At 29.6% G+C, this 21,531-nt stretch carries 22 protein-coding genes; all 22 read left to right on the top strand.

Translation table 11 applies throughout. From position 1 onward, the window contains the following. Window positions 1–66 precede the first annotated feature (66 nt). The 22 genes from HYN86_RS01655 (at window position 67) to HYN86_RS01550 (ending at window position 21,400) form a co-directional block, all read left to right on the top strand. On the top strand, window positions 67–1,158 hold the full coding sequence (locus HYN86_RS01655) for a glycosyltransferase family 4 protein (protein ID WP_113676501.1): 1,092 nt from the start codon (window positions 67–69) through the stop codon (window positions 1,156–1,158). Beyond that, entirely contained in the window at window positions 1,148–1,747 is a 600-nt protein-coding gene (locus HYN86_RS01650; RefSeq protein ID WP_113676500.1) for an LbetaH domain-containing protein, read from the top strand. The genes HYN86_RS01655 and HYN86_RS01650 overlap by 11 nt, the downstream gene beginning before the upstream one ends. Further along, on the top strand, window positions 1,737–2,558 hold the full coding sequence (locus HYN86_RS01645; protein ID WP_113676499.1) for a glycosyltransferase family 2 protein: 822 nt from the start codon (window positions 1,737–1,739) through the stop codon (window positions 2,556–2,558). The genes HYN86_RS01650 and HYN86_RS01645 overlap by 11 nt, the downstream gene beginning before the upstream one ends. After that, window positions 2,558–3,454 (top strand): NAD-dependent epimerase/dehydratase family protein, encoded by an 897-nt coding sequence (locus tag HYN86_RS01640; protein WP_205334622.1) that lies wholly within the window; start codon window positions 2,558–2,560, stop codon window positions 3,452–3,454. Before HYN86_RS01645 ends, HYN86_RS01640 begins: the two co-directional genes overlap by 1 nt. 11 nt (window positions 3,455–3,465) lie before the next feature. Continuing rightward, complete coding sequence (gene gmd, locus HYN86_RS01635; protein WP_113676497.1) at window positions 3,466–4,584, top strand: GDP-mannose 4,6-dehydratase; 1,119 nt, start codon at window positions 3,466–3,468, stop codon at window positions 4,582–4,584. Between the two features lie 48 nt (window positions 4,585–4,632). Beyond that, a complete protein-coding gene (locus tag HYN86_RS01630; protein WP_113676496.1) occupies window positions 4,633–5,565 on the top strand; it encodes a GDP-L-fucose synthase family protein in 933 nt (310 codons plus the stop codon). Window positions 5,566–5,614: 49 nt separating this feature from the next. Beyond that, window positions 5,615–6,580 carry an MraY family glycosyltransferase gene (locus HYN86_RS01625; protein ID WP_113676495.1) on the top strand — a complete coding sequence of 322 codons (966 nt, stop codon included), beginning with the start codon at window positions 5,615–5,617 and terminating at the stop codon, window positions 6,578–6,580. After that, on the top strand, window positions 6,577–7,002 hold the full coding sequence (locus HYN86_RS01620; protein ID WP_113676494.1) for a WxcM-like domain-containing protein: 426 nt from the start codon (window positions 6,577–6,579) through the stop codon (window positions 7,000–7,002). Before HYN86_RS01625 ends, HYN86_RS01620 begins: the two co-directional genes overlap by 4 nt. Further along, a complete protein-coding gene (locus HYN86_RS01615; protein ID WP_113676493.1) occupies window positions 6,995–8,128 on the top strand; it encodes a DegT/DnrJ/EryC1/StrS family aminotransferase in 1,134 nt (377 codons plus the stop codon). Before HYN86_RS01620 ends, HYN86_RS01615 begins: the two co-directional genes overlap by 8 nt. A 14-nt stretch (window positions 8,129–8,142) precedes the next feature. Then, complete coding sequence (rfbC, locus tag HYN86_RS01610; RefSeq protein WP_113679824.1) at window positions 8,143–8,691, top strand: dTDP-4-dehydrorhamnose 3,5-epimerase; 549 nt, start codon at window positions 8,143–8,145, stop codon at window positions 8,689–8,691. Then, on the top strand, window positions 8,691–9,536 hold the full coding sequence (gene rfbD, locus HYN86_RS01605; protein WP_113676492.1) for a dTDP-4-dehydrorhamnose reductase: 846 nt from the start codon (window positions 8,691–8,693) through the stop codon (window positions 9,534–9,536). The genes rfbC and rfbD overlap by 1 nt, the downstream gene beginning before the upstream one ends. A gap of 75 nt (window positions 9,537–9,611) precedes the next feature. Continuing rightward, window positions 9,612–10,496: a glucose-1-phosphate thymidylyltransferase RfbA gene (gene rfbA, locus HYN86_RS01600; RefSeq protein ID WP_113676491.1), complete on the top strand. Its 885-nt coding sequence runs from the start codon at window positions 9,612–9,614 to the stop codon at window positions 10,494–10,496. 412 nt (window positions 10,497–10,908) lie between these two features. Beyond that, window positions 10,909–12,549, top strand: a complete 1,641-nt coding sequence (locus HYN86_RS01595) for a polysaccharide biosynthesis protein (RefSeq protein ID WP_394336091.1) — start codon at window positions 10,909–10,911, stop codon at window positions 12,547–12,549. A 131-nt stretch (window positions 12,550–12,680) separates the two neighbouring features. Next, window positions 12,681–13,544 carry an ABC transporter permease gene (locus tag HYN86_RS01590; protein WP_113676489.1) on the top strand — a complete coding sequence of 288 codons (864 nt, stop codon included), beginning with the start codon at window positions 12,681–12,683 and terminating at the stop codon, window positions 13,542–13,544. Window positions 13,545–13,607: 63 nt separating this feature from the next. Next, window positions 13,608–14,891: an ABC transporter ATP-binding protein gene (locus HYN86_RS01585; protein WP_113676488.1), complete on the top strand. Its 1,284-nt coding sequence runs from the start codon at window positions 13,608–13,610 to the stop codon at window positions 14,889–14,891. Window positions 14,892–14,897: 6 nt separating this feature from the next. Next, the gene (locus HYN86_RS01580) at window positions 14,898–15,710 is read left to right on the top strand and encodes a 6-hydroxymethylpterin diphosphokinase MptE-like protein (RefSeq protein ID WP_113676487.1); all 813 of its coding nucleotides are present in this window, start codon (window positions 14,898–14,900) and stop codon (window positions 15,708–15,710) included. A 73-nt stretch (window positions 15,711–15,783) separates the two neighbouring features. Beyond that, window positions 15,784–16,623, top strand: a complete 840-nt coding sequence (locus HYN86_RS01575) for a DUF5672 family protein (RefSeq protein ID WP_113676486.1) — start codon at window positions 15,784–15,786, stop codon at window positions 16,621–16,623. Between the two features lies 1 nt (window position 16,624). Next, window positions 16,625–17,419: a glycosyltransferase family 2 protein gene (locus HYN86_RS01570; RefSeq protein WP_230406417.1), complete on the top strand. Its 795-nt coding sequence runs from the start codon at window positions 16,625–16,627 to the stop codon at window positions 17,417–17,419. A 1-nt stretch (window position 17,420) separates the two neighbouring features. Continuing rightward, window positions 17,421–18,326, top strand: a complete 906-nt coding sequence (locus HYN86_RS01565; protein ID WP_113676485.1) for a glycosyltransferase family 2 protein — start codon at window positions 17,421–17,423, stop codon at window positions 18,324–18,326. 6 nt (window positions 18,327–18,332) lie between these two features. After that, a complete protein-coding gene (locus HYN86_RS01560; RefSeq protein WP_162789258.1) occupies window positions 18,333–19,502 on the top strand; it encodes a glycosyltransferase family 4 protein in 1,170 nt (389 codons plus the stop codon). Next, the gene (locus HYN86_RS01555; RefSeq protein WP_113676483.1) at window positions 19,493–20,458 is read left to right on the top strand and encodes a glycosyltransferase family A protein; all 966 of its coding nucleotides are present in this window, start codon (window positions 19,493–19,495) and stop codon (window positions 20,456–20,458) included. Before HYN86_RS01560 ends, HYN86_RS01555 begins: the two co-directional genes overlap by 10 nt. A 3-nt stretch (window positions 20,459–20,461) precedes the next feature. Further along, window positions 20,462–21,400 carry a glycosyltransferase family 2 protein gene (locus tag HYN86_RS01550; protein ID WP_113676482.1) on the top strand — a complete coding sequence of 313 codons (939 nt, stop codon included), beginning with the start codon at window positions 20,462–20,464 and terminating at the stop codon, window positions 21,398–21,400. The last annotated feature ends 131 nt before the right edge of the window (window positions 21,401–21,531 follow it).

Below are 21,531 nucleotides of genomic sequence, written 5' to 3'. Positions count from 1 at the left end.
TGATGGAAATTAAACCATTGGAAATAGTTTAATTTTAATACACGTAAAGATTAATATAATTAAATAATGAATTTACTGTTAGACAATATAATTTTTTCGTTACAGAGAGCAGGTGGAGCATCGGTTGTATGGCAACAACATCTAGAAAGATTGCTAAAAGATGATAGTTTCAAATGTAAATTTTTAGAATATGACAATGCAGTAGATAATTTTTTTAGAAAAAACTTATCTCTTAAGAATGATACGGTAAATATTTTGGATTCTAAATATTTGTTTTTAAAGAGATATATAAATTTGTACTCAAAAGCCAAGGATGAGCATATATTTCATTCATCACATTATAGGGTAGAAAAGGCAAAAAATGTTATTAACATAACTACTGTTCATGATTTTACTTATGAGTATTTTGTTAAGGGTTTAGCAAGAAAAGTACATTCTTTTCAAAAAAACTTAGCAATTAATAGTTCGGATGGCATTATATGTATTTCAGAAAGTACGAAAAAGGACTTATTAAGATTTTTGCCACATATAAAACAAGAGAAAATTAAGGTCATTTATAATGGAGTTGATAAAACATTCAGAGTACTAGAGGATAATGAAATTTTAGAAAAAAAACATCCTTTTGAAGATTATAATTATTTACTTTATGTTGGTGATCGGAAATCAATACATAAAAACTTCAGAATGGTTGTTGAAGCAAGTGCTTTGTCTAAAATTCCACTTTTGTTAGTTGGTGGTGGACAACTAACTGAAGAAGAAAATCAAATTCTCAAAAAAAAAATTGGGTTAGCAAATTTTAAATGGCTCACTGGAGTAAGTGTGGAGCATTTAAATTATTATTACAATAAGGCATATTGTCTTCTATATCCTTCCCTTTACGAAGGATTTGGAATACCAGTTATTGAAGCTCAACGAGCGGGATGTCCAGTTGTTTCGACAGATTGTTCTTCTATACCAGAAGTTATAGGTAATATTTATTTGGCAGTAAAAGAGCCTACTGCCCAAAAAATTACTAACAAAATATTAGAACTTTCAATAAATAGTAGTTTAAGAAAAGAGAGTGTAGACATGGGGTTTGAGAAATCAAAAAACTTTAGTTGGGATAAAACATATAAAGAAACTACTAACTTTTATAAAGAATTATATTTTGAGAAATAGTTATACAGTCTTAGGCAAGATAAAATTAGCATTTTGGTTAATTAGAACCAAATTTATTTGGTGGAATGCTAGAATAATAAGGTTTCCTTTTGATTTAAGAGGAAAAAGATATATGCAAATTTCGAAAGGTTTTACCACAGGAGTAGGATGTAGATTAGAAGCTTATCCAAATGAAGATATCAAAGTATTATTTATTGGCGAAAATGTTCAGATAAATGATTATGTACATATTTCTGCAAATCAAAATGTGAGTATAGGAAATAATGTTCTAATTGCAAGTAAAGTTTTTATATCAGATTTAAATCATGGAAGTTATGGGAATAATGAAATTCATGATTCTCCCGAGACCCCACCAAATAGTAGAAAATTATATTCCAATTCTGTAATTATTGAAGATAATGTATGGTTAGGAGAATTTGTTTCTGTGTTATCTGGTGTAACTATTGGTAGAGGAACAATTGTTGGTGCCGGTTCCGTGGTTTCTAAAAGTTTGCCTAATCATGTGATTGCTGTTGGGGCACCAGCCAAAGTCATAAAGAAATATAATTTTGATTCCAAAAAATGGGAAAAACATTACAATGAACGATAATAAAATAACTGCGAGTATTGTTTTATATTTAAATGATATAAATATACTAAGTAAAGCAATAAAATCATTACTTAAAACGAATTCTATTAGTAAGCTTATTCTAGTTGATAATTCCCCAACTAATGAATTAAAGATAATAGTAGAAGGTGAGCGAATATTATATTTTCATAATCCTGCTAATCCTGGATTTGGTGCAGCACATAATGTTGCAATTCAAAAATCGATAGATTTGGGTTCAAAATATCACTTTATTGTTAATCCTGATATTTATTTTGAAAATGATGTTGTAGAATCAATGATTCAACATATGGATAATGATGAAAGTATCGGTATGATGATGCCTCAAATTTTAAATGAAGATGGAAGTATCCAAAATTTGCCAAAGCTCTTACCATCTCCAACGAGTATTCTGATGAGGAAAATTAAAATGCCAAAGCAGAAGTATGAAAAATTTATAAGTAAATACGAGTTACGTTGTGTTCCTAGAGATTTTACTTATAATACGCCAATCTTGTCAGGATGTTTTACACTACTTAATTTAAAGGCAATAAGTAAAGTTGGAATGTATGACGATAGATTTTTTATGTATTTCGAAGATTGGGATTTATCCAGAAGAATCCATAAGCATTTTAAAACCATATATTTCCCAAAAGTATCTGTATATCACGATTATGAGTCTGGTGCTAATAAAAGTAAAAGATTGTTTAAAATATTTGTAAGATCAGCAATTATCTATTTCAATAAATGGGGCTGGTTTTTTGATTTAGAAAGAAAAAAAATTAATGATCAAGCCTTATCTCAATTTAAATAATGAGAATTACAATTACAGGAGCTTCAGGTTTTGTAGGAACTAATCTTCGACGACATTTAGATAATAATTATAAAATTGATTCATTGAGTGTTCGGTATGAATCTGTTCAATATTTTCAAATCAATACTTATGCACTAATTCACCTTGCAGGTAAAGCTCATGATATAAAAAAAGTTAGTAATCCTAAAGATTATTATGATGCTAATTTCGAGCTTACAAAACAATTATTTGATGCTTTTTTAGTCTCAGAAGCTTCGGTCTTTATATTTATGAGTACAGTTAAAGCAGTAGCAGATATAGTTTATGGTACTTTGACAGAAGAAATGACTCCAAATCCTAAAACTCATTATGGAATAGCTAAACATCAAGCAGAGGAATATATTTTAAGCAAGAAACTGCCTGATGAAAAAAGAGTTTATATTCTTAGACCTTGCATGATACATGGCCCTGGAAATAAAGGCAATCTTAACTTGCTATATCGAATTGTTTCAAAAGGTATACCTTGGCCACTTGGAGCTTTTGAAAACCAACGCTCCTTTTTAAGTATTGAAAACCTTTGCTTTGTTATTAAAGAATTATTGGAAAATAGAGAAATTCCGTCGGGTATATATCAAATCGCTGATGATAAATCATTATCAACAAATGATTTGATCAGATTATTAGCGAGAAGTCTAGATAAAAATAGCGCAATATGGAATCTTAATTCATCCTTTATAAAAATGGTAGCCAGATTTGGGGATTATTCACGTTTGCCACTAAACTCAGAACGGCTGCAGAAGTTAACCGAAAATTATGTTGTAAGCAATAAGAAGGTAATTAGCGCTTTAGGAAAGTCATTACCGGTATCAGCTGAAGCTGGTTTAATTAAAACATTTGAATCTTTTAAGAAAAAATAAATAAATAAAAAATGAAAATTGCACTTATAACAGGAATTACAGGACAAGATGGTTCTTACTTAGCAGAACTATTATTAGAGAAAGGTTACATGGTTCATGGTGTTAAAAGAAGAGCTTCTTCATTTAATACACAACGTATTGATCATATTTATCAGGATCAACACGAAACTCATGTGAATTTTAAGCTGCATTACGGAGATTTAACAGATTCAACAAATATTATTAGAATCATTCAAGAGGTGCAGCCTGATGAAATCTATAATTTAGGAGCAATGAGTCACGTAAAGGTTTCTTTTGATTCTCCAGAATATGTTGCAAATGTTGATGGTATTGGTACTTTAAGAATTCTAGAGGCAGTTCGTATTTTAGGATTAGAGAAGAAAACGCGTATTTATCAGGCGTCGACATCTGAGCTGTATGGTGGTTTAGCAGAAAATAAAAATGCAAAAGGGTTTTATGATGAAAACTCACCTTTCTATCCGCGTTCACCTTATGGGGCAGCAAAAATTTATGGTTTTTGGATTACTAAAAACTATCGAGAGGCATATAATATGTTTGCTTGCAACGGAATCTTGTTTAATCACGAATCACCACGCAGAGGAGAAACTTTTGTAACTCGCAAAATAACAATGGCAACTGCAGCTATTGCATTAGGAGAACAAGACTGCTTGTATTTAGGAAATCTTGATGCCCAACGTGACTGGGGACATGCTAAAGATTACGTAGAGGCAATGTGGCGTATCCTGCAGCAAGATGTTGCTGAGGACTATGTTATTGCTATGGGAGAAACTACTTATGTACGTGATTTTGTTAAAATGTCATTTGCCGAAGTAGGTATAGATATCGAATTTAGAGGAGAAGGGGTAAATGAAAAAGGATATGTAGCTTCTTGTAGCAATCCTGCTTACCAAATTGAGTTGGGTAAACAAGTTATTTCTGTTGATCCACAATATTTCCGTCCAACAGAGGTAGATTTATTAATTGGAGACCCAACAAAATCAAAAACTCAATTAGGCTGGGTGCCGCAATATGATTTGGCCGGATTAGTTAAAGAAATGATGGCGTCTGATCTCCAGTACGTCCTAAAAGAGAAAATGTTAAAAGAAGTAAGATCTAGTATTAATTATTAATTCCAAATAACTAAGAATAGCATTATTCTTGAATTAGAAGCAGTCATTATGAATTTAAATGATAAAATATACATAGCTGGACATCGTGGAATGGTAGGTTCAGCTATTTTACGTCAATTAAAAATTGAAGGATATACCAATTTTGTTTTAAGAACTTCTTCTGAGCTGGATTTAAGAAACCAGCAGGCTGTTGCAGAATTTTTTGAAAAAGAAAAACCAGATTATGTTTTCTTAGCAGCTGCAAAAGTCGGTGGAATTATTGCCAACGATACTTATAGAGGGGACTTTATTTATGAAAACTTGATGATTCAGAATAATGTAATTCATCAATCGTACCTAAATGATGTAAAAAAATTAATGTTTCTTGGGTCGTCTTGTATTTATCCTAAAATGGCTCCTCAGCCGTTGAAAGAGGAGTACATGCTTACGGGAGAATTAGAGCCTACAAATGAGCCATATGCAATCGCAAAAATTGCAGGTATTAAAATGTGTGATGCATATAGAGATCAATTTGGATGTAATTTTATTTCTGTTATGCCAACTAATTTGTATGGTCCGAATGACAATTATGATTTAAAAAATTCTCATGTGTTACCTGCAATGTTAAGAAAATTTATCATTGCTAAACGTAACGGAGATTCATCAGTTACAATTTGGGGAACAGGAAGCCCTAAGAGAGAATTTTTGCACTCTGATGACTTAGCTCAGGCATGTTTGTTTTTAATGGAAAACTATAATGATTCAGGTCTGGTTAATATTGGAATTGGAGATGATATTTCAATTTTAGATTTAGCCATACTGGTAAAAAAAGTTGTTGGTTTTGAAGGAGAAATTCTGACAGATAAGACAAAACCTGATGGCACTCCTCGTAAATTAATGGACGTTTCTAAATTAGGTGGTTTAGGCTGGAAGGCAAAAATAACTTTAGAAGAAGGTATTCAAAAAGTTTACGATGAAATTAAAGATACAAATTGGGAGTAAGTAACTTGCACTCTACATTAATTTGTACAATAAATTTTGTAAATAAATAATGGAATACACAATACTCGGAATTCTCTTGATGATTTTAATGCTGCTCTATTTTAAAGTAGCAGATCGTTTTAATATTATTGATAAGCCTAATCAAAGAAGTTCTCATACAGAGATTACATTAAGAGGCGGTGGAATCATTTTTTGGTTTGCTGCTTTAATGTATTTTCTACAGCATATTGAAAGCAATTATTTCTTTTTTACTGGAATAACTTTAGTTAGTTTGGTTAGTTTTTGGGATGACATTCAAAGTCTGTCAAATAAAATCCGAATTTCAGTGCACTTTGTAGCTATTACTTTGATATTTTATGATTTGGGACTGTTTAGTTTGGTTCCAATTTGGGGAGTATTAATCGCTTATGTTTTGGCTATAGGACTCATTAATGCCTACAATTTCATGGATGGTATAAACGGAATAACTGGTCTTTACACTTTAATTGTTCTTGGAGCTTTGCTATACGTAAATACAAAATTGCAATTATTTACCGACGGTAATTTTATCAAATACGGAATGATTGCAAGTCTTGTTTTTCTATTTTTTAATTATAGAAAAAAGGCTAAATGCTTTGCCGGAGATGTAGGAAGTATAGCTATTGCATTTTGGATAATTTATTTAGTTTTAAAACTTATTTTAATAACTAATTCTGTTATTTGGTTGTTGTTTCTGGCTATTTATGGTGTTGATGCTGTTTGTACCATTATCCATAGACTATATTTAAAACAAAATATTTTTGAAGCGCATCGTCTTCATTTATATCAAGTTTTAAGTAATGAATATAAGATACAACATCGTTTGGTGTCTTTATACTATGCAATCGCTCAAACTGCAGTATCAGCCTTAGTTATCTTTTTATATCAAAAAGTTAATGATATAGTACTATTTATAATAGTGGTTACACCGTTACTTTTATTATATAGCTTAAAGTTTTATTTGTTGAATAAAATCAATTTAAAATTAAAGGCATGATTCCAAAAATAATTCAAGGAGGTAATTTCTCAGATCATCGCGGAACGATTTCTTACGTAAACGACTTTTCATTTAAAGACATCGAAAGATTTTACATCATAAGCAATTCTGATGAAAACCCTATACGTGCCTGGCAAGGTCATAAATTAGATGCTAAAAATTTTTATTGTTTGAGCGGATCTTTTAAAATTCATTTTGTAAAAATTGATAATTGGGAAAATCCTTCAAAAGATTTAAGTATTGAGACTGTTTTGGTATCTGAGTCAGATAGTAAAATAGTTCATATTCCGGCAGGTTATGCAAATGCAATACAATCACTAGAAAGTAATTCAAAATTAATTTCATTTTCAATATTACCTTTATCAAATGTGAGTGAAGACGATGTAAGATATGATCCCACTTATTGGAGATTAAATGAGTAGTAAAAGGATTTTTCTTTCGTTATCGCAGCAAAGTGGTTTTGAGCATGAATATGTTCACAAAGCTTTAGATACAAATTGGATAACTTCAGGCGGTCCTAATGTAGATGAGTTCGAAAGTTCTTTACAAAATTATTTTGATGATGAATCATTTGTCACGGCCTTAAATTCTGGAACTTCAGCAATTCATTTAGCATTAATTTTGTTGGGAGTAAATAAGAATGATGAAGTTATTTGCCAAAGCATGACTTTTTCGGCATCAGCGAATCCTATTTTATATCAGGGAGCAACTCCTGTTTTTGTAGATAGCGAAGAAGATACTTGGAATATTTGTCCAGAATTTCTCGAAATTGCTATTCAGGATAGAATCAAAAAAGGCAAAAAACCTAAAGCAATTATTACGGTTCATTTGTATGGTAACCCGTATAAAGTAGATGAAATTCACGCCATTGCGGATCGATATGGAATTCCAATTATTGAAGATAGTGCAGAGGCTTTAGGAAGTTCTTATAAGGGAAAAAAATGCGGTACTTTCGGTACTTTTGGAGTTTTATCATTTAATGGTAATAAAATTATCACAACCTCTAGCGGAGGCGCATTACTTACAAACTCCAAAAAAGTAAAAGAAAAAGCTATTTTTTACGCTACTCAATCTAAAGATAATGCAATTCATTATCAACATAGTGAAATTGGCTATAATTATAGAATGAGCAATGTATGCGCTGGAGTTGGTTTAGGACAAATAAAAATTTTGGATAAAAATGTGAAAAGCAGACGAGAGAATCATAAATTTTATAAGGAGATTTTCAGAAATATCGATGGTGTTGAGATTTTTGAAGTTGTAAATAAAGATTATTTTTCAAATTATTGGTTAAATACTATTTTGATTGAAACAAAAAATCAGAAAAATAAAGATGATCTAATACTTGCTCTTGAAAAGGCAAATATTGAAAGCAGACCTCTTTGGAAACCAATGCATTTACAGCCAGTTTTTGAGCAATATCCATATTATGGAAATAAAGTTGCAGAAAAATTATTCGAAAAAGGATTGTGTCTGCCATCTGGGTCAAACATTACACAAGAAGATAAAAATAGAATAAAGGAGGTTATTATTAATTTCTTTAAATGAATATAAAATTAAAAATGAAAATTGAAGAAACATATATAAAAGACTTGGTAATTGTAGAACCAACAGTATTTGGAGACGAAAGAGGTTACTTTTTTGAATCTTATAGTAAAACAAAATTTGATGATTTAGGAATTAATATAGAATTTGTTCAAGATAATCAATCATTCTCAAAGAAAGGAACTTTAAGAGGTTTACATTACCAAAATCCTCCTTTCGCGCAGACAAAATTAGTTCGTGTTTTAGAAGGGGAAATTATTGATGTTGCGGTAGATTTAAGAAAAGATTCTCCTACTTATGGAAAAGCATTTAGTGTTTTATTATCAGCCGAGAATAAAAAACAATTATTAGTGCCTCAAGGATTTGCACACGGATTTTCTGTTATTAGCGAAACAGCTTCAGTAATGTATAAATGTGATCAATTTTACAACAAAGCCTCTGAGGGCGGAATTAAATACGATGATCCGTCTTTGAATATTGATTGGGGAATGAATCTGGAAGAAGCAATAGTTTCAGAAAAAGATCAAATTCTTCCTTTTATTGAAAATTGTAATAGTTTATTTTAATGAAAAAAATTCTAGTAACTGGTGCAACGGGACAATTAGGATCTGAACTTTCAGTTTTAGCATCTTCTTATCCTCAATATAAATGGGTATTTGCAGATAGAACTCAAATTACATTAGATAACTTAGAAATGCTTCAGTCTCAATTAGAGGCAATTCGTCCTAATATTATATTTAATTGTGGAGCTTATACTGCTGTTGATAAAGCTGAATCAGAAAAAGATTTAGCTTTTAGAGTGAACCACTTAGCAATAGAATTAATAGCAAGATTTACCAGAGAGAATAATGCTAGATTAATTCAAATTTCGACAGATTACGTATTCGATGGTTGTTCATCAATTGTTTTAGATGAAGAGGCTGAAACTAATCCAATAAATGTTTATGGAGAAAGTAAGCTAGCCGGTGAAATCGCATGTTTAAAAGAAAATCCTGAATCGATTATTATTAGAACTTCTTGGGTTTACAGCAAATTTGGAAATAATTTTGTAAAAACGATGCAGCGATTAATGCAGGAAAGAGATGAAATTAATGTTGTAAACGACCAAATTGGTTCGCCAACTTATGCGGCAGATTTGGCACAGGCAATGATTGACATCATTGAATCTTCAAAGTGGATTCCTGGAGTTTATAATTATTCGAATGAAGGAGAAATTAGCTGGTACGAATTTGCATTAAGTATAAAAGAATTTGGAGGTTATAATTGCAAAGTAGGAGGAATTCCATCAGCATTGTACCCAACTCCGGCAAAAAGACCAAGCTTTTCATTGTTAAGTAAAGAAAAAATAAAAGCAATTTATAATTTAAATATTCCAAATTATAAAGAAAGCTTAAAAAAAATGTTTGTTTAAAAAATTAGATTAGAATTCTAGAGGTTTGAAAAATTAAACATCTAAAATCTAAAATCACAATCTAAAATTAAGTTTATGAAAGGAATTATTTTAGCAGGAGGTTCTGGCACAAGATTGCATCCCCTTACATTGGCAGTAAGTAAACAATTAATGCCTGTATATGATAAACCAATGATTTATTATCCATTATCTACTTTGATGATGGCAGGTATCAATGAAATTTTGATTATATCGACCCCTCATGATTTACCTCATTTTAAAAAACTCTTAGGAGATGGAAGTACAATTGGTTGTAAATTTAGTTATGCAGAACAGCCAAATCCTAATGGATTAGCTCAAGCTTTTGTAATAGGCGAAGAATTTATTGGGAAAGATAAAGTTGCTTTAGTACTAGGAGATAACATTTTCTTTGGAACAAATATGCAGCAATTGTTAAAAGATAATGCTGATCCAGATGGTGGCGTTGTTTTTGCTTATCATGTGTCTGATCCTGAAAGATATGGGGTGGTTGAATTTGACGAAGCTAAAAATGCAATTTCTATTGAAGAAAAGCCTTTAGAGCCGAAATCAAATTATGCAGTTCCAGGTCTTTATTTTTATGATAATAGTGTTGTCGAAATAGCTAAAAACATTAAGCCAAGTGCTCGTGGTGAATATGAAATAACTGATGTTAATAAGGTTTATCTTGAAAAGGGACAATTAAAAGTTGGAATTTTAAGTAGAGGAACAGCTTGGCTTGATACAGGAACTTTTAATAGTTTAATGCAGGCAGGACAATTTGTGCAGGTTTTAGAAGAAAGACAAGGATTGAAAGTTGGGTGTATTGAAGAAATTGCATGGAGGCAAGGTTTTATTAACGATGAACAGCTTGAGGAATTAGCGTTGCCTTTAGTTAAATCTGGTTATGGAAAATATTTGATCGATTTTTTAAAACAAAAGAAAAAAGGTGTTAAAATTTAATTTGCCTATATAATTAATTATTTAAAACCTTTAATTTGTATTTTTGTACACCATTCAGATTTCATATATTTAAATAAAAACCCAATTGAGTACAGATAAACCAAATAGTATTACATCTTTATTGTATAAAACCTTTTCTCCAAGGAATATTAGGTTTAACATTAATAACCTGAGTTATCTGCCGAGATGGATAATCATTGCTATCGATGTGATGATTCTGTTATTTTCATTCTCTTTTACGTATTTGCTTTTTGAAGGGACTGCAATTGGATATATCATTACATCTCATGATTTTTATTTTGTTGCAAGTTTAATTTTTGTAAACGTATTTTTCTTTTGGCTCTTCCGGACATATTCAGGAATTATCAGGCATTCTGGTTATATAGATGCAATAAAACTGCTTTTTTCTCAAATGTCGGTTTTGGTGTTTTTCTTATTTATAAATTTAGTTTTTGAATTGTACACTGGGCATAAAGCCTTTTTGAATACTGCACTGTTTATAAATTTAGTTTTGTCATTTTGTGGTTTGTTTTTATATCGCGTAATAGTAAAACAGACTTTTGAAATGTACTTTTCAGAAAAAGCGACCACAAAATTGGTTAGAACAGTTATTTATGGTACAGATGCCAATGCAATTTCTGTAGCAAATGCTCTTAAGTTTGAAACGCCTTCTCGATTTAAAATAGTAGGATTTGTAGATAAGAACAATCAGAATGCTTCGAAGCGTATGCTTGATCTTCCTATTTTGATATTAAGAAAAAAGCTTCCAGCATTAATGCGATCTGTCGCTGCAGAAGGTGTAATTATTGCTGATAAAAGTTTAAGCAAGGAAGAACAACTAATCATTGTTGATCAATGTTTGGAATTTAATTACAGAGTATATACAGTTCCTTTAATTTCAGATTGGGAAAATCAAAAAGAAATTTCTCAAAAAGTTAAGAATATTCAGATTGAAGATTTATTAGAAAGAAAACCTATAGTTCTTGATAGTAAATCAATTTCTAAACAGTTAAAAGATAAGACAATTTTAATTACAGGAGCTGCTGGCTCTATTGGAAGCGAAATTGTCCGACAGGTTCTAAACTTTAATCCAAAAACTGTTATAGTTTTAGATCATGCAGAAACGCCATTGCATAATTTATGTCTAGAAACTCAAGCTATGAATTCTAGTGCAAAGATTGTGGCAGTAATTGCTGATGTCAGAAGTAAAAAAGCTTTAGAAAAGGTATTTAAAAATTATAATCCACATGTTGTTTTTCATGCGGCAGCATATAAACATGTGCCTTTAATGGAAGAAAACCCTTCTCAGGCTATTCAAACTAATATTAAAGGAACCAAAAATTTAGCAGATTTAGCTTGTAAGTACCATGTAAAGAAATTTGTTATGGTCTCTACAGATAAAGCTGTTAACCCAAGTAATGTAATGGGCGCAAGTAAGCGTATTGCTGAAAAATATGTTCAATCTTTATTTTTAAAAAATCAAAGAGAAAATATTGAGGGCGGAACAAAGTTTATTACAACTCGTTTTGGTAATGTTTTAGGTTCAAATGGTTCGGTTGTTCCTTTGTTTACTAAACAAATTGCAGAGGGAGGACCTGTTACAATAACACATCAAGATATTATTCGTTATTTTATGACTATTCCAGAAGCTTGCCAATTAGTTTTGGAAGCTGGAGCAATGGGTAATGGGGGGGAGATCTATATATTTGATATGGGTAAGCCGGTTCGAATAATTGATTTAGCTAAAAAAATGATTAAACTTGCTGGTTTTATTCCAGATAAAGAAATAAAAATCAAGATTGTTGGTCTAAGGCCTGGCGAAAAATTGTACGAAGAATTGTTAAATGACACTTCTAAAACATTGCCGACTTACCATGAGAAAATCATGATTGCACAAGAAATTCAAGATGAATATGAGAATTTGCATATTGATGTAGATGAACTTATCGGCATAGCTGATTTTTATGAAAATGATGATATAGTCTCTAAAATGAAAAAAATTGTTCCAGAGTTTAAAAGCATGAACTCAACTTTTGAAGTCTTAGACAAATAATTATAATATAAATCTCAAAGTATAATGAAAAGGTGTTTTTTTAAAAAAACGCCTTTTCGCATTTTTAAATAATTTTTAAAATGTTAAAAATCTTGTTAATTTTATAAAGCAAGACATTCAAGTTCTTTTAAATGGATTCTAAAAACACAAATGAATGGTTGTTTGAAATAACACCCAAGAATAATTTTTTCTCACTTAACTTCAAAGAAATTTGGCAGTATCGAGATTTATTAATGCTTTTTGTAAAAAGGGATATAATAACTGTATATAAACAAACGGTTTTAGGGCCGTTATGGTATTTAATTCAGCCGTTATTTACATCTATTACTTTTACTATAATCTTCAATAATGTTGCAGGAATTAGCACAGGAGTAATTCCTCCTTTTTTATTTAATCTTGCAAGTATTACAGTATGGAATTATTTTACTTCATGTTTAACAGGTACTTCAGATACATTTAAAAGCAATGCTTCTATATTTGGAAAAGTCTATTTTCCCCGAATTATTACACCTTTGTCCATTGTAGTTTCGAATTTAATCAAATTTGGCATTCAATTTGGTATTTTCGTTGCTTTTTATATTTTCTACTATTTCCAAGGCGCGAAATTGAGTTTAAATGCATCAATATTTTTTTTTCCTATGTTAATTATATTTATGGGGATTTTAGGATTAGGATTAGGAATGCTGATTTCTTCGATGGTTACAAAGTACCGTGATTTAAATAATTTGGTCGGTTTTGGGATACAATTGTTAATGTATTTATCAGCAGTAATGTACCCCATGGAATTAATAAAAGAAAAGATCCCAAATGTAGGCTGGATGGTTCAATATAATCCACTAGCATATGTAATTGAGACATCTCGTTTTATGCTTTTAGATATTGGTAATATCTCAATTTATGGTTTAGTTTATACAATAGTTGTGACATCAATTGTTTTTTTTATTGGATTACTAGTTTTTAATAAAACAGAAAAAAGTTTTATAGACACAGTTTAATTAAATAATAAAAATTAAACACTAAAAGTTCATTACTTGTTTTAAGTCTACATTTTATTCTACATGAAAGATATTATTTTAAAAGCCGAAAATATTTCCAAACAATACCGTTTGGGTCAGGTTGGAACTGGAACTCTAAGTCATGACATAAATAGATGGTGGCATAAAATTCGTGGAAAAGAAAATCCCTATTTAAAAATTGGGGACACAAATGATCGTTCTACAAAAGGAAAATCAGACTATGTTTGGGCTCTACAAGATATTGATTTTGAGGTTCAGAGAGGAGAAGTTTTAGGGATTATTGGTAAAAATGGAGCAGGAAAGTCCACACTTTTAAAAATTCTTTCAAAAGTAACTGCACCTACAACAGGCAGTATAAAATCTCGAGGGCGAATAGCTTCTTTATTAGAAGTTGGAACTGGTTTTAATGGTGAAATGACAGGGAGAGAAAATATATTTCTTAATGGAGCCATTTTAGGAATGACTAAAAAAGAAATTTTTTCTAAGCTTGATGAAATTATTGAATTTTCGGGTTGTGAACGTTATATAGATACTCCAGTTAAACGATATAGTTCGGGAATGACAGTGCGTTTGGCTTTTGCCGTAGCGGCATTTCTTGAACCTGAAATTTTAGTAATTGATGAGGTACTTGCTGTAGGTGATTCTGAATTTCAGAAAAAAGCTATTGGTAAAATGCAGGATATTGCAAAAGGAGAAGGAAGAACTGTTTTGTTTGTGAGTCATAATATGACAGCTGTGAAAAGTTTATGTACTACGGGGATTGTGATGGAGTATGGAAAGATTATTTTTAAGGGTGATTCACATGAAGCTGTAAATTACTATCTAGCAAATGAAAACAAGAAAACAGGAAATAATTTATTAACAAGAAGAGATAGAAAAGGAAGTGGGGAATTGAAATTTTCTAACGTCATGCTTTTTAATGATAAAGGACAAAATGTTAACGAATTATTTTCTGGAGAATATTCTAAATTTAGATTTTATTTCGAAATAGTGAAAGAAATTTCCGTTGAAAGCTTAGTTTTTGGAGTAGTTTTTAGAGATAATAATGAAGTTAAAATTGCTGATTTTTATTCGGATGAAATGGGAGTGAAATTCAATAATATTTTAAAGAATGGATATGTTGATTTAGAAATTCCCAAACTTTTATTAAGAGGTGGTCAGTATAATTTAGACATAGTAGTGCAAAATGGAAAAATAGGAGTAAATCAAATTGATTTGTTACATAATGTTTTTGTATTTAATGTTTTTGCAAGTAATTATTGGGGAGGTAATAAAATTAATAGAGCGACTAATGTAGCTATTATAGATGGAATGTTTAAAGAATAATTTAATATGAAAGTATTAATAAAGAAAATAAAGAATAACATTAAAAGTTATTTTACTTCTTCATATGTGAATAAGGAAAATCTAATTTTTAAAACAAAATTCAAGAATTATAAACAGGCAATAATTTTAGGTTCAGGACCTTCTATTTCTAAGTTTGATTTAAAAAAAATTAAGGATAATTTCATTATTACAATGGGAAACTTTTATGAGCACCCGGAGATTAAAGAAATTAATCCTAATATTCATGTTTTCGCTGCTTCGCATTCCCCAATTACTCAAACAGTCCTTCGCTCGTGGTGGGAAAGATGCAATGAAACATTGCCAAAAGAAACTTGGCTCCTAATAGAAAAAAGAGATAGAGATATTGCAGTTGAAGTATTTAAAGGTCGTAAAATTTGTTTTTATTCTTATGGTGGAAATTTGCCAGTAGATTTTACAAAAAAAATACTTTCTCCTTGGAGTGTTACTGTAGTAGGATTGCAATTAGCTATTTATTGTAGAATTCCTAAAATTGTTTTGCTAGGGATTCATCATGACTGGCAATGTATTCATCCATATACTCATTTTTATGATCACAATAAACCTTCATTAGAATATTACTTAAAAAGTGAAGGAATAAAAATTAGTTATGAAGAGCAAAAGCTTCCTTTTCCAAAAGAACGTTTGTATAAGGAATATGAACTTTATCAGCAGTATGAAAGTTTGAAAGTTGAAGCCAAATCATTAGGTCTAGAAGTTTATAATGGTGATCCATTTTCTTATTTTGACGTTTTTCCATTTGAAAAACGATTCGATATTGTAATTGAAAATAATCAATAGTAATATATTTCAATTTCTATTGAGTAATACCCTATCTGAATTTACAATAGTTTAGATTAAATTTAAACATTAAATGGAAAAGAATCAAATATGTATTGTAATTCCGATTTATAAGGAAGAATTGAATTTGTCAGAAACAAAATCTGTTTTGCAATGCTTAAAGGTATTGTCGGATTATTCTATATATTTCATAGCGCCAGAAGGATTAAAGATAGAATTTTATGAAAAAAAATTTAGTGAAATACCAAAAACTATTTTCTTTGATAAGAACTATTTTGAAAGCCTAAAAGGTTATAATAAGTTGATGCTGAATTCAGAGTTTTATAAAACATTTGATACATTTAGTTATATGCTCGTTTATCAGACTGATTGCTATGTTTTTAGAGATGAATTATTGATGTGGGCTAAAAAAGGTTTTGATTACATTGGTGGTATTTGGTTTGAAGGTTTTGTTGGGAATCCGTATTTAGGTGCAAAGATGTGGAAGGCTGGTAATGGAGGTTTTTCTTTGCGTAAAATTGATAGTGCAATAAAAATATTATCGTCTAAAAAAACAATAAAGAATTTTAGAGAATTATTTCAAGAGAAAAAAAAAATGATGAATGTTAGTAGGGTACAATTGATTAGAGAATTATTTTTCTTGCCGTTATATGTAATAGGATATAAAAATAATTATTCATATTGTGCTAATAATTATGAATTTAATGAAGATTTTTATTTTATTGAAATGTATGAAAGGAATAAAATTTTTAAAATGCCTTTAATAGGAGAGGCATTAACTTTTTCATGGGACAGACATCCATCTTATATGTATGAACAAACAAATGATACTCCTTTTGGTTGTCATGCTTGGTTTCGAGAAGATTTTCCTTATGAGGCAAACAAGAAATTTTGGTTAAAAAAAATAATTTGAAATGAGCATTCCAAAACTATCTATAATTACCATTAATTATAACAATATCGATGGATTGAAACGTACTGTGGAAAGTGTTTTAAATCAAAGCTGGCGTGACTTTGAATATATAATTATTGATGGAGGCTCCACAGATGGTAGTGATGCTTATATTGAAAGCCAAAGTGGAAATATTGACTTTTGGATCAGTGAAACTGATAAAGGTGTTTATAATGCTATGAACAAAGGAATTGTAAAGGCTACAGGAGAATATTTGTTATTTTTAAATAGTGGGGATCATTTCTTTAACAATGAGGTATTGAAGCAAAATTATAAATATTTAGGATTGAGGGATATAATCTATTTTAACCTTCAAGTGAGTGGTGAAAATAGAGAGTTTGTAAAAAAATATCCTAACGAATTGTCTTTTTCTTATTTTATGAAAAGTACTTTGCCTCATCCAGCAACTTTTATCAACGCATCCTTATTTGATAAAGTGGGATTATATGATGAAAGTCTAAGATTTGTATCGGATTGGAAATTTTTTATAGAGAGTATTTGTAAATTCAATTCTTCTTACATTTGGATTGACACAGTTTTAACTAAATTTTATTTAGATGGATTAAGTTCGGATTTCAAAAATCACGATACGATATCTTGTGAAGTTGAAAGTGTGTTAAAATCAAACTTTCAAGCTTTTATTTTAGATAGTAATGAATTAATTGAATTAAATGAATTAAGAAAAATACTTTCAAGAATAAGAAATTCAAGAAAAATAAAAATATTAATTAAGTTAGGAATATTGAAAGAATTTTAGAATGATGGTTGAAAATCACAATGAAATTTTAGTTTCAATAATAATACCGGTTCATAAGACTCATTCTTTTTTTATAAGTTGTGTAGAAAGTGCTTTATCTCAGACCCATAAAAATATTGAAGTAATACTCGCTTGTAATGGAAATTTAGAAATAAATGAATGTAAAAAATTTTTAGATATAAATGATCATAGATTGGTGTTTATAAAAACAATTCAAGGTCGAGATAATGCTAGAAATTGTGCTTTAGAGATTGCTAAAGGAAATTGGATTCAGTTTCTAGATTATGATGATTATTTGTTTCCAGCTAAAATTGAGAAACAGTTAAATGAGGTAATGTATGATTATAAACTTATTATTTGCGAATGGAAGAAATTTACTAAAGATGTGAGTGATAATTATAATTTTCCATTTAAAAGTTTATTTACCAACAAATTATTAAGTGCTAATAAATTAATACAAAAACTTGGACAATCTGGAGGGTTTATAGCAACATCATCTTGGTTGGTTTCAAAGGAATTATTGAGTGAATTGAAATGGCAAGACAGTCCGAATGATGATGCTGTCTTTTTGTCCGAAATTTTAAAGAAAGAACCTAGAATCATTATGATTCCAGAAGTCTTATCTGCCTATAGAATTCATGAATCAAATACCAGTTCCATTAGAAATAAGGAAGAGTTTGATAAATTGATGAAAAGTTGGAAAGTAATATATCATAACCTAAAAAAAATTAAGGACGCTAATGTAGAGGTTTATATCTATAAATCTTACTTATATTTGATAGGCTATTCTAAACAGATCGATAAATATAGACTCCAAGAAGTAGTATATAATTGTATATGTTTTGGCTTAAAAGGCAAAGTTGGTTTTGTAATGTTTAAGGATATTATAAAGAAAATTATAAGATAGTTTTTGGTGGATTCGTTTAAAGAAAAAATATTATTATTTGGTCCAATTGCAGACTATGGAGGAAGAGAAATTGAATGTGGTTTAATTGCTTTGGTTTTATCTTCCAAGTATGAAGTATCAATTTGCAGCACAGGAACAATAACTAATAAATCACAACTTTTTAATTTTAATAAAAATCAGAGAGTTTTTAGTATTAAAGAACTTTTATTTAATCGTTTTTTTATATTAAAAATCGCAGGCTTTTTATCTTATTTTAAAAACACCTGCAAAGGAGAAGTAAGCAATTATGTAAAAAATTATTTTGCTAAAAAGTTTTTTCAATATGATGAAAAAGTAGAAATTGTTTTGAAAGATTTGATTTCTGATTTTGACGCTGTTTTTATAATCGCTCAACTTTCTTCAGGATTAGTAAGCGAAATAATTCAATTAGCCAAAAAGGATAATAAAAAGGTTCTATTTAGAACAACTGGAACTATAACTTTTTCAGATTATGATTATATTGAATTAGTAGATTGCTTTATACATCATTCGTATAATAATGCGAGTAGAATAAATAAAAGTAAAAAATTTGCCGTTATCGACCAGTGTGCAAATAATGAGTCAGATTTGTTAAATATTCCACTTTCTCAAAGGCAAGTTTGTAATTTTTTAATATTGAGCAGACTTTCCCAAGAAAAAGGGGTTGAAGAAATAATAGATTCTTTCTTAAAAGTTAGTTCTGAAAGGGATATCCTTTTTATTGCTGGAAATGGTATTCTGGAAATTTATTTAAAAACAAAATATAAGAATTCAAGGAATGTTAAATTTCTTGGATTTCTAAGTGGAAGCAAACTTTCGGATTTAATTAAATCCGTTGATTGTTTAATAATACCATCTCCCGAAGAATCAGGACCTTTAGTAGGAATTGAATCAATGTGTGCAGGTAAAATCGTGATTTCTACTAGAGTTGGAGCAATGGAAGAAAGATTGCAAGGAACTTCAAATGATTATTGGTTTGACTATAACGATTTTAAATCTTTTGAAAAAGTTTTTTTTGAAGTTAAAGATTTAAAAGAGTTAGAAGTAAAAAATATATCTATAGAGCTAAGAAGAAAATATATAGAAGAGTATTCAATCGATATAATAAGTAATAAATACTTAAAGATTGTTGAAGAGACATTAGGCATATGCGTATAGGTGAAAATCCAGAAAAGAAAAAATCGAAGAAACTTAAATATAAAATTTTTAGGGTTATAATTCCTGTATATATTCCAGATGATGAATCGGAGTATTTTAAAAATTCTTTTTCTGTCTTAAAAAAATGCATAGACTCATTATTAAAGACTATAGATGTGGAAAACACAAATATTTCGATAATCAATAATGATAGTAAAAAAGAAGTTACGGATTATATAAATCTATTACTTTTAAACAAAGACATTGACAGGCATATTCACTGTAAAGAAAACTACGGAAAAGTTCAAACAGTTCTTCAGGAAGCTAGAGGATGTTACGAAGACTTTATTGCAATTATAGATTCAGATGTTTTTTTCTTTTCTGGATGGCAAAATCAAGTATTATCAGTTTTTAAAAGTTTTAAAAATGTAGGTGTTGTTGGTTTAACACCTAATCCCAATACAACATTTTATTGCAATAATTCTCTCTTTGCAAATGAATTTTTATTTGTAAAGAAAGGTAAAGTCGTCGAAGATAGGGACTTGGAATTATTTGAAGCAGGCGTTAATAAAGAGAATTTTTTTGTAACTAAGACTAAAAATTGGAAAGAAAAGCAGTTCTATTTAGAAGCAAAAACAACAAAAGTAGTTGTTGGAGCGGCGCATTTTGCTTCTGTTTATAAAAAAGAAATTTTTAAAAAGCTTCCTTTCGAAAAGCCTATTTATGTTTTTCCAGGGGGAGAACTAAGCTTTTTAGATATCCCAATAGATAAATTAGGATATTACAGAGTTTCATTGTTAAAGGCCTTTGTCTACCATTTAGGAAATTCATTGCCAAACTGGATTGATGAAAAAGAAGTATTTGTTCACAAAATGGATATTGATTATCAAAACTCAAAAAAAATGTATGTTTTAATACCATATAGTTTAAAGAGCTTGCTTGTAAGAGTTCTGAAGAAATTTAATTTTTATAATTAAACTATGATCAATACTAATTTAGTTTCAATAATAATCGCAACATATAATAGAGCAAATCTAATAGCAGAAACTTTAGATAGTGTTTTAGCTCAGACTTATCAAAATTGGGAGTGTATAATAGTCGATGATGATTCTTCAGATAATACTGAGGAAATTGTATCTAAATATAATTCTGATTCAAGAATACGTTTTTTTAAAAGGCCAGCAGAAAGAATCAAGGGGTCAAATTCATGCAGAAATTACGGAATAGAAAAAAGTTCGGGTCATTTTATCATGTTTCTAGATTCGGATGATTTGTTACTTCCAGATCATCTTTTTAAAAAAATAGATGTTTTTACAAATATTCATCAGATTGATGGTGTAGTTTCGAAAACGATCATGGTAAGTAATAATAAAGAAGTGGTTAAAAAGGAATTAAGAACAGTATTGACGGATAATATACTTGAGGATTTTATTTCACTTAAGGTTTCATGGTATATACACGATATTTTATGGAGAAAAAGCTTTTTGAAAGATAAGGTCTTATACAATGAGAATTTGATGAAAATGCAGGATCGGGATTTTCATATCAGAAGATTAATAGAAGAGCCGACCCTGTTTCTTTGCAATGAATATTTAACCTTATATCGAATTCATGAAAAATCAAAATCTGCCGACTCTAACTGTAATGTAGCTGAATCTCGACATAATGCTATTCTACAAATTATACATTCTTTAGAACAAGAAGGAAAATTATCAGTCACAATAAAAAATCACCTTTTTAAACATCAAGTTCAAAATGTAATTGTTTTACATGAGCATCCAAAATGTTTTAGGTTATATTTAAAATTAATTGGTAAAACATTTAATTTTAGTGTATTATACCTAAAATGGTTGCTGAAATTTAACATTGGATATATTTCTTTTAAATTAACAAAAAGGGGGTTAAGATTTATTCAATAAAAACGAATAAAAAAAATAAAAACTAATATTTAAAATTTTAAAGAGTCCGGATATTTTGTTATTAATGTTTTTTTTTGATTTTCTGGCGGCTTAAAAAAGTGTAGTTTTTGATAATAATGCAAATGCAGTTT

It is taken from the genome of Flavobacterium fluviale (genome assembly GCF_003312915.1).
Classification (GTDB): domain Bacteria; phylum Bacteroidota; class Bacteroidia; order Flavobacteriales; family Flavobacteriaceae; genus Flavobacterium; species Flavobacterium fluviale.
The sequence above is the reverse complement of the archived record's forward strand: the minus strand, read 5'-3'. Positions and strand labels throughout refer to the sequence as shown.